The sequence below is a fragment of the Brevibacillus sp. GCM10020057 genome (assembly GCF_042683565.1).
Taxonomy (GTDB): Bacteria; Bacillota; Bacilli; order Brevibacillales; family Brevibacillaceae; genus Brevibacillus.
In genome coordinates this window covers 330,102-345,378 of the sequence record NZ_JBHUJW010000043.1, presented here as the reverse complement: position 1 = coordinate 345,378, position 15,277 = coordinate 330,102, and the positions used below count along the sequence as shown (strand labels likewise).

Here is a 15,277-nt window from a genome sequence, read left to right as displayed (position 1 = left end):
ACCTCCCTCAGTTGCTTCGACGAAGATAGAGCTGGGTGCCGATCTCGTCCAACTCTTTTTGTTCCCTCATTCTTTCCGCATCCATGTACTGCGTGTGGAATTTGTCCCGCAGCCGCTGCCAAAGCTGGGATTCTTTCATCCTTTCCGTCAAATGGGACTGGCAACGTTCCACATCCCGCTCGCACCCTTGCAGCGTGCGTTTCTGGTTCTGGATCGACCGTTCGACGGACTGCTTGTACTGCGTGATCTGAATGAGCTGGGCAGCGCTGCAGGTTTGCGTTTGCGCTTCCTGAATGAGAAGGCTCATTTCGTCATGGCGCTCATGCAAGCGATACAGCTTCCATTCTTCTTCGTTCTTGCGCTGAACCGATTTTCCGAATGCCCACTCTGCCTGTTCCTTCTCCTTTTCTTTCAGATCCAGAACCTTTTGGAGATGAAACTGGAACACTTTCACATTAGCTCACTCCTCCGAAATGTGCAGTCAATGCTTTCACGGCACCTGGCAGGGTGGATGGCTCATGTACCCCTTGTGCCGTAAAGTCTCGGATCACGTCGCGATAGCGAATGGCAGCGTCAATTTCCCGATTCGTTCCCGGCTTGTATGCGCCGATGTTAATGAGATCTTCCGCATCGTTATAGGTAGCCAGATAGCGCTTCAGCTGCCGCGCTGCCTCCAGATGCTGATCGCTGGCGATTTCATTCATGACCCGGCTGACACTGGCCAATACGTCGATTGCAGGAAAATGTCCTTTCTGGGCAATTTTCCGATCGAGCACAATGTGCCCGTCCAAAATACCGCGCGCGGCGTCGGCGATCGGATCGTTCATGTCATCCGAGTCTACCAGCACCGTGTAAAAAGCGGTAATACTGCCCCGATCTGCCGTTCCTGCCCGTTCCATGAGCCTGGGCAGCATCGCGAACACCGAAGGCGTATAGCCCCGGGTCGCCGGCGGCTCACCAATCGCGAGACCGACTTCCCGCTGCGCCATGGCGAAACGCGTGACAGAGTCCATCATCAGCATCACATTCATCCCTCGATCACGGAAGTATTCTGCGATCGATGTGGCGATCATGGCTCCCTTGATCCGGATCATGGCGGGCTGATCCGAGGTCGCAACCACGACCACCGATCTCTTTAGTCCTTCTTCCCCCAGATCTCTTTCAATAAACTCCATGACTTCCCGGCCGCGCTCTCCGATCAGTCCGATCACGTTGATATCCGCCGTCGTATTGCGGGCAATCATCCCCATCAGGGTACTCTTTCCGACACCGGAACCGGCAAAGATGCCGACCCGCTGTCCTTTTCCGATTGTAAGCAAGCCATCAATCGCGCGAACACCGACACTAAGCGGTTCTTGAATACGCGGGCGGAGAATCGGATTTGGCGGCATGTTGTTGGTCGGATAGCTTGCCAGTCCGAGCGGCAGGGCTCCCTTGAACGGACGGCCGAGTCCATCTAAGATCGACCCGAGAATTTCAGGCCCCACCTTTACTTCCAACGAACGTCCCGTCGCCACCACATCGCAGCCGGGACCGATGTCTGTCAGCTCTCCCAACGGCATCAGCAGCACCTTGTTTTCCCGAAAGCCGACGACCTCCGCGATGAGCGGCTCTACGCTGTTGCTCGGGTACAAGTGACAAATCTCTCCCAATTTCACTTCCGGTCCCTGCGACTCGATGGTCAGCCCGACTACCTGCGTTACTTTTCCATTCACGCGCATGGGATCAAGGCCGAGCAAAGCCTGCTTGTATTTTGCAAGATCCAGCATGCTCATGGCGCATCACTTCCTCGCGCAATCTCCAGCAGCGCTTGTTTGATCTCGGCCAGTTGGGTATCGACCCTCGCGTCTACGCTTCCAAGCGGCGTCCGGATTACACAGCCGCCGTCCTGAACCGTGTAGTCCGGATAGATCGACACTTCTGCCTGACCGTCCAACAGCTCCAGCAGCTGTGCCCGATGCTCCTGCACATAGTCAAAGTACCGGTGGTTCACACAGACCGTGATCGTGCCATGCACCCGTGAGCGGCGAAGCACTTTCCGCGCCAGCTCCAGCACTTGCTCGGGAGAATGCTGCAGTTCTGCGGTGATCACTTTTCTGGCGACATCCATGCTCAGTTCCACAAGAAATGGCTCCGCCTCTGCAATGATCTGCTCTTTCTCCCTGTAAGCCTGTTCCAGAATCGCACGCGCTTTTTCCAGCGCGCTCGTCTCTTCCTCATACGCGAGCTGTTTGCCCGCTTCGTAGCCGGAATCATGTCCTTCGCTGGATGCTTGCTCGCGTACTTGCTGAAACATCGCTTCCGCCTCGCTGTTTTTTTGCTTCCACCATTGCTCGATTTCTGCCATCGCCTGCCGCTTCATTTGTTCCGCTTGTTCGGACGCTTGCTGCAATATTTTTTGCGCTGTTTCTTCCGCATCCTGCAGGATGATTTTCGCCTCTTCTTCGGCTTGATGTAAAATTTTTTGATTTTCTTGCAACCTTTCGGAGGTTACTTCCGTCTTTTGTGGTGCAGGCGTTACCGCAAGGAGCACAGAATCGTCAGAAGGCTGGTAAAAAGAGGCCTTGATGATCCTAGACAATGATATCATCTCCTCCACCGCGAGCGATGATGATCTCACCAGCCTCCTCTAGGCGACGGATAATGGCAACGATACGGGATTGTGCTTCTTCGACGTCGCGAAGTCGGACTGGCCCCATAAATTCCATTTCTTCCTTGAAGGTATCGGCCATCCGTTTGGACATGTTGCGGAAAATGACTTCGCGCACTTCCTCGCTTGCCACTTTGAGAGCAAGCTGGAGATCGGCGTTCTCCACGTCCCGAATGACACGCTGGATGGAACGATTGTCCAAAGTTGCAATGTCTTCAAATACGAACATGCGCTTCTTGATTTCTTCCGCCAACTCGGGGTCCTGAATTTCCAAGGAATCCAGAATCGTGCGCTCGGTTCCCCGGTCGACACCATTGAGTACAGCAACGATTGCCTCGATTCCGCCAGCCTGTGTATAATCCTGTGTGACTGTAGCCGACAGCTTCTGCTCGAGTACCTGCTCGACTTGCGCGATCACTTCCGGTGATGTGCTGTCCATCATCGCAATGCGCTTCGCCACCTCGGCCTGCCGCTCTTGAGGCAACGCGGACAAGATCATGGCTGCCTGCTGGGCCTCCAGGTAGGACAGAACCAACGCGATTGTCTGTGGATGCTCGTTTTGAATGAAGTTAAGGATTTGACCCGGATCTGCTTTTCTAGCAAAATCGAAAGGCCGAACTTGCAAATTGGCCGTCAGACGGTTGATAATATCCATCGCTTTCGTCTCGCCCAGCGCCTTTTGCAAAATTTCCTTGGCGTACGTAATACCGCCCTGCGAAATGACTTCTTTGGCTACCGCTATTTGATGAAATTCAGCTAAAATTTTATCTTTTTCATCATTATCTACTTTCCGTACATTGGCAATTTCCAATGTCAGCTGCTCGATCTCATCTTCTCGCAAGTGCTTGAACACCTGGGCGGAGATTTCCGGCCCGAGCGAAATTAGAAGAATAGCGGCCTTCTGTCTTCCGGTCAACTCTTTAGCGCCGCGAGCCATACGATTCACTCCTTAATCTTCTGCTAGCCAGGTACGAAGCAGCACAACGAATTCATCCGGCTTGCTGCGCGCCAATTTTTCCAGCTGCTTCCTGACTACGACCTGATCGCCATCCTCTTGATAGATCAGATCAGGGATTTCCGAAGGTTGTACCTGCGAGAGCAACTCTGTTTCTTCCAGCTGCTGTTTCGCCTGGTTGCGTCTGCGCAGTACGAGGAAGGCAACTGCTGCGAGTGCCAAAACTGCAATGCCGCCGACTGTCCAAAGAACGGCTGGGCTAAGCGAACTGGAGTCTTCAGCCGCCACTTTACCAGAGAACGTACGCGGCAGTACCGAAATATGCTTGTCCAGTTCCTCCTGCGTCAGTTCGACTCCCTGGTTGCTCAAAGTCACGCGAACGACGTTGCGCAACACTTGCTTGATGCTTTCGACTGTCGCTTCGTCCAAAGTGCCGCCAGTTGGAGGTTCTACCCCGACGTTGATGGTCATATCCTCGATCTTGTACGGGCTGAGCGTCACATTTCTGGTAATGCGGTTCACTTCACGGTTGATCGTATCGTTCAGTTCTTCGTAGTTGCTGTTGCTTCCCTGGGGATTGCTCCCTGGATAGCTCGGGACGCTGCTGTCAGCGGTTCCGGCGATGCCACCAGGAGGAGAACCTTGTCCAGTGTATGTTTTTGACAACTTTTGAGATGAAATAATAAGTCCTTCGTTATTTTCTTTGTCCGGTGCTTCCACGAGATTTTCTACGCGGTTTTCCTTGTCAAAGTTCATTTTGATAAACGTATGGACGATTACCTTGTCTCTGCCCATGATCGTACCGAGCAGGTTGTACAGGTTTTGCTGTATACTTTTTTCAACTTCGGCCTTAATCTGCTCTTGTTGCTTGAAACTGCTCAGTGACCCTTCGTCCTCATTCGTATCGGAGCGCTCCAACGGATTGGAGTATTGGTCCGTAATGGTGATCGCATCCATCGGCAGCTTCGGAACACTGCGCGAAACGAGCAGATACAAGGAATTGATCTGTTTCTGGTCCAATGTCGTGCCAGGTTCTACGTCGACAATCACAGAAGCCGTCGCCGTATCTGGTGTTTCGGTTACCCAGTGGCTTTCCTCCGGCAGCGTGATCATGACCTGCGCGTTGCGTACGCCTTTCACTTTCTCCAAAAGCTTCCGCAGTTCTTGCTGCAAGGCTTCTTTCTTCATGACGTCAAACTGGCGGTCTGTCACGCCAAGCGTATTGGAAAAAATCTCAGAGTTGAACCCCGCTTCGCTCGGAATCCCCTTTGCTGCCAAGTCTACGATGACATCCTGCGCCATTTTTTCGGGGACTTCGATGCTTGTCCCGTTGCCCGTAATCCTGTAGGGGATTTTTTGGCTTTCCAGCTCTTGTTTGATTGTTCCGATTTCTTGCTCACTCAGCCTTTGATTGTATAACGGTGTGTACACTGGCTGGGCCGCGATGTATATGTATAAACCAAGCGAGATGAGCAGAAACAAGGTAATTCCTGCAATCATCCATTTCTGATTTTTGGAAAACTGGTTCCATTTTGACGTAAGCCTTTCTCTGATTACTGCTACACGCTCGTTCATGATTCACCTCTCACAGGATACCAACAACAAATCATATCGACATTCGCATGATTTCTTGATAGGACTCGATCACCTTGTTTCGTACCTGTAAGGTCATCTGCAACATATTCGTAGCTTTCAAATTTGCGACCATTACCTGGTCGATGCTGTCAATTTGCCCTGCTGCGAACTTGTCTCCCAGAATCGCCGACTCCACCTGCGCCTGATTGACTTCGTTCAACGCATCCGACAGATACGCTCCGAAGTCTTTCGTTACTTGCGCCGGTGTCGGTGCCTTACTCACCCCTGTCGTCTGAATGGGGCTAAACTGTGAAAGTGATTGAACATCCATCGATTATCGCCTCCCCTTTTATTTGATTTCCAAGGCTTTCATCATCATGCTTTTCGTTGCATTCAAAACAGTCACGTTCGCCTCGTAAGATCGGGAAGCGGAAATCATGTCCACCATTTCCTTCATCACGTCCACATTGGGCATCAGCACATATCCGTCCTTGTCTGCATCCGGATGGCTCGGATCGTATACCCGTTTGAACGGAGTCTCGTCTTCCTTGATGGCCGTTACACGCACCCCTTGGCCTCCGCTCTTGCCGGTAATGTTTCCTACTGCTGCTTGCAACAGATTGTCAAACGATTCGCCGGATTGGGGAGATAATTCTACCATTTTCCGCTTGTATGGTTGCCAGACTCCATTTACGAAGTTAGCTCTGGTCGTTTCTGCGTTTGCAATGTTGGAAGCGATTGTATCCAGACGCAGCCGATTGGCTGTGAGCGCTGAGGCACTCGTGTTGATCCCCTGAAAGAGACTCATACTCTATTTCCCTCCACCGTCAATAGCGCTACGGATTTTTTGGTAAGCTCCTGCCGTCAATTGCGTCAAGCCACTGTACCAAATCTGGTTTTTCGCGAGCTCGGTTTCTTCTGCCTCCAGATCGACATCGTTCCCGTTATTTTGCACATAGTTGTTCGGATTGGAGACGATCTGCGGCATTGCGATACTGCCGGAATTTGCAAACGGAATGTGCTTTGGATTGGTGCGATAGGCTTCCAGTTGCTGATTTCCTAGTACACCATTTAATTCCTGCTGCAAATATTGTTCAAAAACCACTTGCTGGCTCTTGAAATGTGGGGTATCTATGTTGGCCAAGTTGTTCGCAATCGTCCTGTGTCTAAGGTTTGCAGCGGCCATTGATCTCTCAAGGACCTGCATATGGTAGCTTCCCAGCATCTTCGTTCACCCCGTCATTTTTTTCCAAATACTTTCGCAAAGCACGATATTTCTTCCAGATTCGACATCTATGATACGTCCATCATAGCAAAACTGACATATCGAAAAAAGCCCCTTTTCATGATGATTTTCAAAATGATTCAATGGGACTAAATGGCTGGTCTTTCCTGTTTTTTTACTTGTTTTAACAATTTTTTATGGGAAAATGACATAAATTAGAAAGAATACAAGTCAATAATCATGCAGTGTATTTGACCATAGTGCGGAAAGCATCCCAAAAATTAGGCATTTAGTCCTACAACAAAAGGCGCAGCACTTAATCGTGCTACGCCTTTTGTTTAGCAATCTGCCCTTTTTTGCCGCGCAAGTTTAGGAGGTTTTCAATTTATCCAATTCTGGCAACAATTTTTCGTTCAATATTTTGATGAAGGTTCCTTTCATACCGAGTGAACGGGACTCGATAACCCCGGCACTTTCCAGTTTGCGCAGCGCGTTTACGATTACAGAGCGGGTAATCCCTACGCGGTCAGCAATTTTCGACGCGACAAGCAAACCTTCTTTGCCTTCGAGCTCTTCAAAGATGTGCTCCACTGCTTCCAACTCGCTGTACGACAGGGAGCCGATCGCCATCTGGACGACTGCCTTGCTGCGGGCTTCTTCTTCGATCGCTTCCGAACGCTCGCGCAAGATTTCCATGCCTACTACTGTCGCCCCTACCTCTGCCAGGATCAGATCGTCATCGACAAATTGGTTGTTGATGCGGCCCAGAATCAGCGTACCCAGGCGATCTCCGCCGCCCATGATCGGAACGAGCGTCGTCCAGCCAGTGCGGAATACTTCCTTCATTTCTACAGGGAAGATCGTATAAGGGCTGTCTACATCCAGGTTAGCCGAGGTTTCTTCCACTTTCAGCAGGCCTTGGCTGTATTCTTCCGGAAAACGGCGCTCTTCCAGCATTTTGCGGATGCGCTCATTGTCCATCTCCTGGTAAATGGCAAAGCCGAGCAGCTTGCCTTTGCGGCTGACTACGAATGTGTTCGCCTCAATCACGTCACTCAGCACTTGCGCCATTTCATTGAAATTGACGGCATGCCCTGCAGATTTTTGCAACATGCGGTTAATTCTTCTAGTTTTTGACAGTAGATCCATCTCGATTTCCTCCCAATGTATGCGTGATGCGATACGGTTCTTTACAAAATATATCGACTCAAATCTTTGTTACCCGCGATCGTCCCCAGTTTTTGCTGAACGTATTCGGGGGTGATTTGCACGACTTCCAGGTGGATATCCGGCGCCTCAAAGGACAAATCCTCCAGCAGCTTCTCCAAAATCGTGTGCAGACGTCGCGCACCGATATTGTCTGTGCTTTGGTTGACCTCTGCTGCCAGGCGGGCGATCTCCTGGATGGCATCCGGCGTAAATTCTACCCGGATTCCTTCCGTTTCCAAAAGCGCGATATACTGCTTCAGCAGAGCATTTTTCGGCTCTGTTAAAATGCGCACGAAATCTTCTACAAGAAGGCTGGTCAGTTCGACCCGGATCGGAAAGCGTCCCTGCAATTCCGGAATCAGATCGGACGGCTTCGCCATGTGAAAGGCACCGGCTGCTATAAACAGGACGTAATCCGTTTTCACTGGCCCGTACTTGGTCATTACCGTAGACCCTTCCACGATCGGCAAAATATCGCGTTGCACGCCTTCGCGGGACACATCCGGGCCGCGGCCATCCTTTCCGGCAATCTTGTCAATCTCGTCAATAAAGATAATGCCGTGATTCTCGGCGCGACGGATTGACTCCTGTGTCACTTCGTCCATATCCACCAGTTTTTGCGCTTCTTGCTGAGTTAATACCTTTCGCGCTTCTTTTATTCGCAATTTTCGCTTCTTCGTCCGCTTTGGCAACAGGCTGCCGAGCATATCCTGCATTTGCATCCCCATTTGTTCTGTACCCGGAACCTGGAACATGTCAAACATCGTCGGTGACTGATCTTCCACATCAATCTCGATCATCTGTTCTTCCAGCTGCCCGTTTGCCAGCTGCCATGCAACCTGCCTGCGCTTTTGCTCAATAGAGGCGTCTTCCGGATCGTTGGATGAGGAGTTCTGCTGCTGTCCGCCAAAGAGCATCTCCAGCGGGTTTTTGAACGAACTTTGCTGTTTCCGGCCTGGGACAAGCACGTTGACGATCGCTTCGTTGGCGAGCGTCTCTGCCTTTTCCTTGACCGCTTCCATCTTCTCCTGCTTGACGGTACGAATCGAAGCCTCGACCAGATCCCGAACCATGGACTCTACGTCCCTGCCTACGTAGCCCACTTCCGTAAATTTCGTAGCTTCTACCTTGATGAACGGCGCACCTGTCAGCTTCGCGATCCGACGGGCAATTTCCGTCTTGCCGACACCAGTAGGTCCAATCATCAATATATTTTTCGGTACGACTTCTTCGATCATGTGTTCCGGCAAACGGCTGCGGCGATAACGGTTGCGCAGGGCAACGGCGATGGCTTTCTTGGCTTGCGCTTGCCCGACGATGTATTTGTCCAGATGCTCTACAATCTTACGCGGGGTTAATTGCTCAAGATTCAACACGGAAACGTCCTCCCTTATGCTCAATTCAGTTCATCGACAACCAGGTTGGTGTTCGTGAATACGCATATTTCCGCAGCCGTAAGAAGAGATGCTTCGGCAATTTCTCGCGCGCTCAGATGCGGGGCATATTTTTTCAGCGCCCGTCCGGCAGCCAGCGCAAAACTGCCACCGGAACCGATGGCCAGTATCCCGTCATCCGGTTCGATAATTTCGCCGTTGCCAGATATAAGGAGCAGGTGGTCTTTGTTAAGCACAATCATCATCGCTTCGAGGCGACGTAAAACTTTATCCATGCGCCATTCTTTTGCCAGCTCGACAGCAGCCCTTTGCAAGTTGCCGTGATACTCCTCCAGCTTGCCCTCGAACTTCTCAAACAGCGTAATGGCATCCGCTACGGACCCGGCGAAGCCTGCCAGGACTTCTCCGCGATACAGCCGCCTTACTTTTTTTGCACCATGCTTCATGACCATGCTGTTGCCAAAGGTGACCTGACCATCACCTGCCATCGCTACAGCCCCGTTATGTTGTATGGCAAAGATCGTTGTGGCATGAAACTGTTCCATGACTGATTCCTCCCGTTTTACGTCCGATTGGTGGAACCGGTATCACGCGTGTGGGCACGCGGATGTGCGGTGTCGTATACATGGCGGAGCCTCTCCTTGGTCACGTGCGTGTACACTTGCGTCGTCGATATATTTACATGCCCGAGCAGTTCCTGGACGGTGCGCAGATCGGCCCCACCATTGAGCATATGGGTAGCAAATGTATGACGAAACGTGTGCGGCGACACGTGAAGGTGGAGAGCGTATGTCTCTACGTATTTGTCGATCACGCGGCGAACACTGCGATCGGTTAACGGTTCACCACGGTAATTGACTACTAGATATCCATGTTCTTCGTTACCAGCGAGCAGTTTGGGTCTGGCATACTCCAGGTATTGCTGAAGAACCTCGCATGCATAACTTCCTACGGGCACATAACGCTCCTTTGCCCCTTTTCCGAAAACGAGCGCGACACCCATACTCGGATTGACTGCATCTTTCGTGAGCGTGACCAACTCCGAGACACGAATGCCGCTTGCGTACAACAGTTCAAAAATCAGCCGATCCCTGATTCCAAGCGGAGTGGAGAGATCCGGCAGATCAAAAAATGATTGAACCTCTTGTGGATACAAAAAAGTAGGAAGTTTCTTCTCCATTTTTGGAGTCGAAACGAGTTGGAATGGATTTTGTTCTAGTCGGCCTTCGCGCATCAAAAAGCGGTACAGGCTGCGCAAGCTGGAGAGCTTGCGGGCGATGCTTCGCCTGGAGAGTCCTTTTTTCGCCAGTTGTGCGAGGAAGGAACGGCCATGCAAATAAGAAACAGCAGCAAATACGGTGATTTGGTGCTGTTCCATAAAAGCGACAAATTCGCGGATATCTGCCACATACTGCTTCACCGTGTGAGGAGAGGCGTTCTTTTCGACTTGCAAATATCGGGTAAACATCGCAATTTCCGCAGAGTTCTGTTGCGAAATGTCCATGTGGGATGCACTCTCCTCGAAGCATCTATATAGTACCACAGTAGAAATTCGGATTACAACGTTAATTGTGTCTTTCTTGTGTAAAATTCTGAATTGTATCTAGCGCTCGTTCAGCGAGTTTTTCGTTCTTCTCCCGCTTGTTGCGAATCCTCACAGGCAACTCCGGAACAAGTCCGAAGTTCGCATTCATCGGCTGAAAATGCTTCGGATCTGCTGTCGTAATATAGTTTGCCATACTTCCCATGACTGTCTCCGGAGGGAGGATCAGCAAATCTTCTCCTTTGACCAGCCGGGCTGCATTCAGACCCGCAAGCAATCCCGAGGCGGCCGACTCGACGTAGCCTTCGACACCGGTCATCTGTCCAGCAAAGAACAACGTCTCGCGTTCTTTATACTGATACGTCGGTTTCAGCAGTTTGGGCGAGTTGATAAACGTATTTCGGTGCATGACGCCGTATCGCACAATCTCGCAGTTTTCCAATCCAGGGATCAGGGAAAACACGCGTTTTTGCTCCGGCCATTTCAAATGAGTCTGAAAACCTACGATGTTGTACAAGGTTGCGGCACCATTGTCCTGGCGAAGCTGCACCACAGCATAAGGCTTTTTGCCTGTTCGCGGATCAATCAGACCTACCGGCTTCAATGGGCCAAACAACATGGTCTGGCGTCCCCGCTTGGCCATCACTTCAATCGGCATGCAGCCTTCAAAGAACACTTCTTTCTCAAATTCCTTGAGCGGGGCGGCTTCCGCTGCGATCAGCTCTTCGTAGAAGCGGTTGAATTCTTCTTCGGACATCGGGCAGTTCAGGTACGCCGCCTCTCCTTTGTCGTAACGCGACGCGACGAACACTTTCTCCATGTCGATGGAGTCCTTTTCCACGATGGGGGCAGCCGCGTCGTAAAAGTACAGGTACTCTTCTCCCGTCAGCTCCCGCAGTTTTTCAGACAGGGCCGGCGAAGTGAGAGGGCCAGTCGCGATGACAACGACCCCTTCCGGAATTTCCGTGATTTCTTCCGTGACGACTTCGACCAACGGATGGTTGCGCACCGCTTCTGTGACGTACTCCGAAAATTCGTGGCGATCCACCGCCAGCGCACCGCCCGCAGGAACGGCACAACGGTCAGCTGCACGGATGATGACCGAGTTCAACCGACGCATTTCCTCTTTTAATACTCCCACGGCGTTCGTCAGCGAATTGGCGCGCAATGAATTGCTGCACACCAGCTCGGCGAACTTGTCTGTATGGTGAGCCGGTGTCTGTGTTTTGGGGCGCATTTCGTATAGCTTCACGGGAACACCGGCCTGGGCGATTTGCCAGGCGGCTTCACTTCCTGCCAGCCCGGCGCCCACAACGGTGATCGTCTGTTGTGTCATGATGGTAGTCCTCCAAGCTTTGAAATCTGATCATGAATCTGCTTCTTCCTGGTAGTCGCATTTGGTACAAACGACACTCACGCCTTGCTTCTTGCGTTTCTTTTCTACCAGCATGCTGGAGCATTTCGGGCAAGGTCTGGCAATCGGTTTGTCCCACGAAACAAAATCGCACTCCGGATATCGGTTGCAACCGTAAAAAATACGGCTCTTCTTAGATTTACGTTCGATAATCTTTCCAGTTTCACATTGCGGGCATTCTACTCCCGTTTCTTTGACAATTGGCTTGGTATTGCGGCACTCGGGGAATCCGGAGCAGGCGAGAAACTTGCCGAAACGGCCAAGCTTGTAGACCATGACGCGGCCGCACAGCTCACAATTCTCGTCCGATTCCTCATCCTTCAGCTCGACCTCTTTCATTTCTTCTTCGGCGAAGGCTACCCGCTTGGCAAAGTCGGCGTAAAACGCATCCAGAACTTCTACCCAATTGGCGACACCTTCTTCGATACTGTCGAGGTCGCTTTCCATGTGGGCGGTAAATTCCACATCCAGAATCTCCGGAAAAAATTCTTCCATCAGCGTGATGACGATTTCACCCAGCTCGGTTGGCACGAAGCGTTTCTCTTCGAGTGCGACGTATCCGCGCTTCTGGACGGTTTCCAGTGTAGGTGCGTATGTAGAGGGCCGACCGATGCCCAGCTCTTCCAGCGTCTTCACCAGTCGCGCCTCGGAGTACCGCGGCGGCGGCTGCGTGAAATGCTGGGTCGGCTCGATCGCTTGCTGTTCCAAAACCTGCCCTTCCTCGATCGGGGGCAGGAAGCTCTCCTCTTCGGTTCCGTCATCGCTCCCTTCGATGTACACCTTCATAAATCCGGGGAACTTGACCTTGGAACCGGTCGCACGGAAGGTCGCCTCGCCCGCAGCAATGTCGACACTCATTGTATCGAGCACGGCGGAAGACATCTGGCTGGCGAGGAAACGCTCCCAAATCAGCCGGTAGAGACGCAGCTGGTCCCGAGACAAAAACTCTTTGATTTCATCCGGTGTACGCATGACCGCTGTCGGCCGGATTGCTTCGTGGGCGTCCTGCGCATTTTCATTTTTCGCTTGTGCGCGCGGCTCGGACAAGATGTACTCCTCGCCAAATTTTTCCCGTATGTATTCTTTGGCTTCCTCCTGAGCTGTCGCGGAAATGCGGGTCGAGTCGGTGCGCATGTATGTAATCAAACCGACCGCACCTTCCTTGCCGCCTACGTCAATCCCCTCATACAGCTCCTGGGCGATGCGCATAGTCTTGGCGGTGCGGAAGTTCAGCTTGCGAGCGGCTTCCTGCTGCAGCGAGCTGGTGGTGAACGGCGGCGCAGGATTGCGCTTTCGCTCGCGCTTGGTCACCTTTTGCACGACGTACGGCTGACCTGCCATCCGCTTGTATACTTCCTGAACGTCCGCCTCGGACTTCAGCTCCGCCTTCTCTTCCCCATAGCCGTAAAACTTCGCTTCAAATACTTTTCCGTTGCTGATCAGCTTACTTGAGATCGTCCAGTATTCTTCCGGAATGAACTGCTGAATTTCCCGTTCGCGGTCCATGATGAGCTTGACCGTGACCGATTGCACGCGGCCGGCACTCAATCCTTTGCGCACTTTTTTCCACAGGATCGGGCTGATGTTGTACCCTACCAATCGGTCCAGAATACGGCGCGCCTGCTGGGCGTTCACCAGATCCATGTTGATATGGCGCGGATGTTTGAAGGCTTCCTTGATGGCATCCTTCGTAATTTCATTAAAGACGACGCGCAGCGGCTGGTTCAAATCCAGCCCCAGGTACTGCGCCAGATGCCAGGCGATTGCTTCCCCTTCGCGATCCGGGTCGGCCGCCAGATAGACTTTCTTCACTTTTTTGGCGGCATCCTTCAGCGACTTCAGAATATCGCCCTTGCCGCGAATCGTTATGTATTTGGGTTCAAAGCCGCGTGAAACGTCTACACCCGTTTGGCTTTTCGGGAGATCGCGCACATGACCCATCGATGCTTTGACAATGTATTTGCTGCCCAGATATTTTCCGATGGTTTTCGCTTTCGCAGGGGATTCTACGATAACGAGCGTGTCAGCCATTTTTTTCCTCCCCTTCTCGTAATGAATCTTCCCTATTATTAAATATGCTTATCCGATTTGTCAAACACTCACAAGGAGTTAGGGAGAAGGAAGTAGCCTTACCGCTTTGCAAAATACCCACCAGGCAGGCAGACAATCTTTCCTTTTGCTTCCAGCTGCAAAAGACTTCGATGCAACATTGGCCTTGCCTCCGGAGAGAGTCGAACCGTCAATTCGTCCTGATGAGTACCCTCGGGAGTCACGGCTTCCAGAACGGCCCTTTCCCACTCATCGAGCGTTTCCTCCGCCACGTCAGCACGCGTGCATGCCGCTTCCCGGATCGGCAGCAGATGGCTCCATTCCTCAAGCACATCAGCACTTGATGTTACTAGCTTTGCACCTTGTTTGATCAAGTTATGCGGGCCTGCGCTCACAGATGAAAAAATCGAGCCAGGAACCGCAAAAACATCTCTCCCTTGCTCGAGGGCACAATCGGCCGTCACTAACGACCCGCTCTTTTCCGCTCCCTCCACCACTACGATCCCCAGACAAAGCCCGCTGATAATCCGGTTACGCTCCGGAAACAGCCCCGGCAAAGGCGGTGTGCCTGGCGGATATTCGGAAACAAGTAGGCCCAAAGACTCTATTTTCCGGTACAATGCGCGGTGACCCGCAGGATAGACTTGATCGATCCCGCATCCAAGGACCCCCACGGTCTTGCCTCCCGCCTGCAAAGCGCTCTGATGCGCTTCGCCGTCGATCCCTTGCGCCAGCCCGGATACGATCACTAGCCCGTGCTGCGCCAGTTCCTTGACCAGATGGGCACAGCATGCTCTACCGTACGGAGTAGGCTTGCGTGAGCCTACAACGCCGATGGAGGGTTGATGCAGCAAGGCAGTATCCCCCTTGCAGAAGAGGACGAGCGGAAAATCGGGGATGTGACGCAACTGGTCCGGGTAGTCGCTGTCAAAAAAGCAAAGATATTGGCAGCTGTTTTTCTCCCTTTGTTCGACAAGAATTCGCGCTTTTTCTTCCTTTATATGTTGGCAAATTTGCTCGGATACCTTCGCCGGAAGCTTCCACGCTCTTTCCAGCGACGGCCAGTCCTTTACAGCGTCCGCAAAAGATCCGTACCTTTCGTACAAGCTGCGAATCCGTTTCCTTCCCAATCCGGGGACCAGGCTCAACACGTACAGCCAGTCTCTTTCCTGCATGTCTTCCATCGCCTTCCTTTGCCGCCCATACACAGGCAGTTTCGAGAGCTATTGTAGCGAAAGACAGCAGGGCGTTCAAAAAGAAAAG

15 protein-coding genes are annotated in these 15,277 nt (G+C 52.0%); all 15 read right to left on the bottom strand.

Features of this window, described 5'->3' with window-relative positions; translation table 11 throughout:
* Positions 1–7 precede the first annotated feature (7 nt).
* Positions 8–454, bottom strand: coding sequence for a flagellar export protein FliJ (fliJ, locus tag ACFSO0_RS15340; protein WP_376881676.1), 447 nt, complete (start codon positions 452–454; stop codon positions 8–10).
* 1 nt (position 455) lies between these two features.
* The gene (fliI, locus tag ACFSO0_RS15335) at positions 456–1,775 is read right to left on the bottom strand and encodes a flagellar protein export ATPase FliI (RefSeq protein WP_376881675.1); all 1,320 of its coding nucleotides are present in this window, start codon (positions 1,773–1,775) and stop codon (positions 456–458) included.
* The gene (fliH, locus tag ACFSO0_RS15330; RefSeq protein WP_376881673.1) at positions 1,772–2,590 is read right to left on the bottom strand and encodes a flagellar assembly protein FliH; all 819 of its coding nucleotides are present in this window, start codon (positions 2,588–2,590) and stop codon (positions 1,772–1,774) included. The genes fliI and fliH overlap by 4 nt, the downstream gene beginning before the upstream one ends.
* Complete coding sequence (gene fliG, locus ACFSO0_RS15325; RefSeq protein WP_376881672.1) at positions 2,574–3,587, bottom strand: flagellar motor switch protein FliG; 1,014 nt, start codon at positions 3,585–3,587, stop codon at positions 2,574–2,576. Before fliG ends, fliH begins: the two co-directional genes overlap by 17 nt.
* 12 nt (positions 3,588–3,599) lie before the next feature.
* Entirely contained in the window at positions 3,600–5,180 is a 1,581-nt protein-coding gene (gene fliF, locus ACFSO0_RS15320; RefSeq protein WP_376881671.1) for a flagellar basal-body MS-ring/collar protein FliF, read from the bottom strand.
* Positions 5,181–5,211: 31 nt separating this feature from the next.
* Positions 5,212–5,511 (bottom strand): flagellar hook-basal body complex protein FliE, encoded by a 300-nt coding sequence (gene fliE / locus ACFSO0_RS15315; protein WP_376881669.1) that lies wholly within the window; start codon positions 5,509–5,511, stop codon positions 5,212–5,214.
* A gap of 18 nt (positions 5,512–5,529) precedes the next feature.
* Positions 5,530–5,988, bottom strand: a complete 459-nt coding sequence (flgC, locus tag ACFSO0_RS15310; protein WP_376881667.1) for a flagellar basal body rod protein FlgC — start codon at positions 5,986–5,988, stop codon at positions 5,530–5,532.
* Positions 5,989–5,991: 3 nt separating this feature from the next.
* Positions 5,992–6,405 (bottom strand): flagellar basal body rod protein FlgB, encoded by a 414-nt coding sequence (flgB, locus tag ACFSO0_RS15305; RefSeq protein WP_376881665.1) that lies wholly within the window; start codon positions 6,403–6,405, stop codon positions 5,992–5,994.
* 369 nt (positions 6,406–6,774) lie between these two features.
* Complete coding sequence (codY, locus tag ACFSO0_RS15300; protein WP_376881664.1) at positions 6,775–7,554, bottom strand: GTP-sensing pleiotropic transcriptional regulator CodY; 780 nt, start codon at positions 7,552–7,554, stop codon at positions 6,775–6,777.
* Positions 7,555–7,595: 41 nt separating this feature from the next.
* Positions 7,596–8,990 carry an ATP-dependent protease ATPase subunit HslU gene (gene hslU / locus ACFSO0_RS15295; protein WP_376881663.1) on the bottom strand — a complete coding sequence of 465 codons (1,395 nt, stop codon included), beginning with the start codon at positions 8,988–8,990 and terminating at the stop codon, positions 7,596–7,598.
* Positions 8,991–9,010: 20 nt separating this feature from the next.
* On the bottom strand, positions 9,011–9,553 hold the full coding sequence (gene hslV, locus ACFSO0_RS15290; protein WP_376881661.1) for an ATP-dependent protease subunit HslV: 543 nt from the start codon (positions 9,551–9,553) through the stop codon (positions 9,011–9,013).
* A gap of 17 nt (positions 9,554–9,570) precedes the next feature.
* Positions 9,571–10,512, bottom strand: a complete 942-nt coding sequence (xerC, locus tag ACFSO0_RS15285) for a tyrosine recombinase XerC (protein WP_376881660.1) — start codon at positions 10,510–10,512, stop codon at positions 9,571–9,573.
* Between the two features lie 61 nt (positions 10,513–10,573).
* Positions 10,574–11,887: an FADH(2)-oxidizing methylenetetrahydrofolate--tRNA-(uracil(54)-C(5))-methyltransferase TrmFO gene (gene trmFO / locus ACFSO0_RS15280; protein WP_376881659.1), complete on the bottom strand. Its 1,314-nt coding sequence runs from the start codon at positions 11,885–11,887 to the stop codon at positions 10,574–10,576.
* 30 nt (positions 11,888–11,917) lie between these two features.
* The gene (gene topA, locus ACFSO0_RS15275; RefSeq protein WP_376881658.1) at positions 11,918–13,996 is read right to left on the bottom strand and encodes a type I DNA topoisomerase; all 2,079 of its coding nucleotides are present in this window, start codon (positions 13,994–13,996) and stop codon (positions 11,918–11,920) included.
* A 98-nt stretch (positions 13,997–14,094) separates the two neighbouring features.
* Entirely contained in the window at positions 14,095–15,189 is a 1,095-nt protein-coding gene (gene dprA, locus ACFSO0_RS15270) for a DNA-processing protein DprA (RefSeq protein WP_376881656.1), read from the bottom strand.
* Positions 15,190–15,277 lie beyond the last annotated feature (88 nt).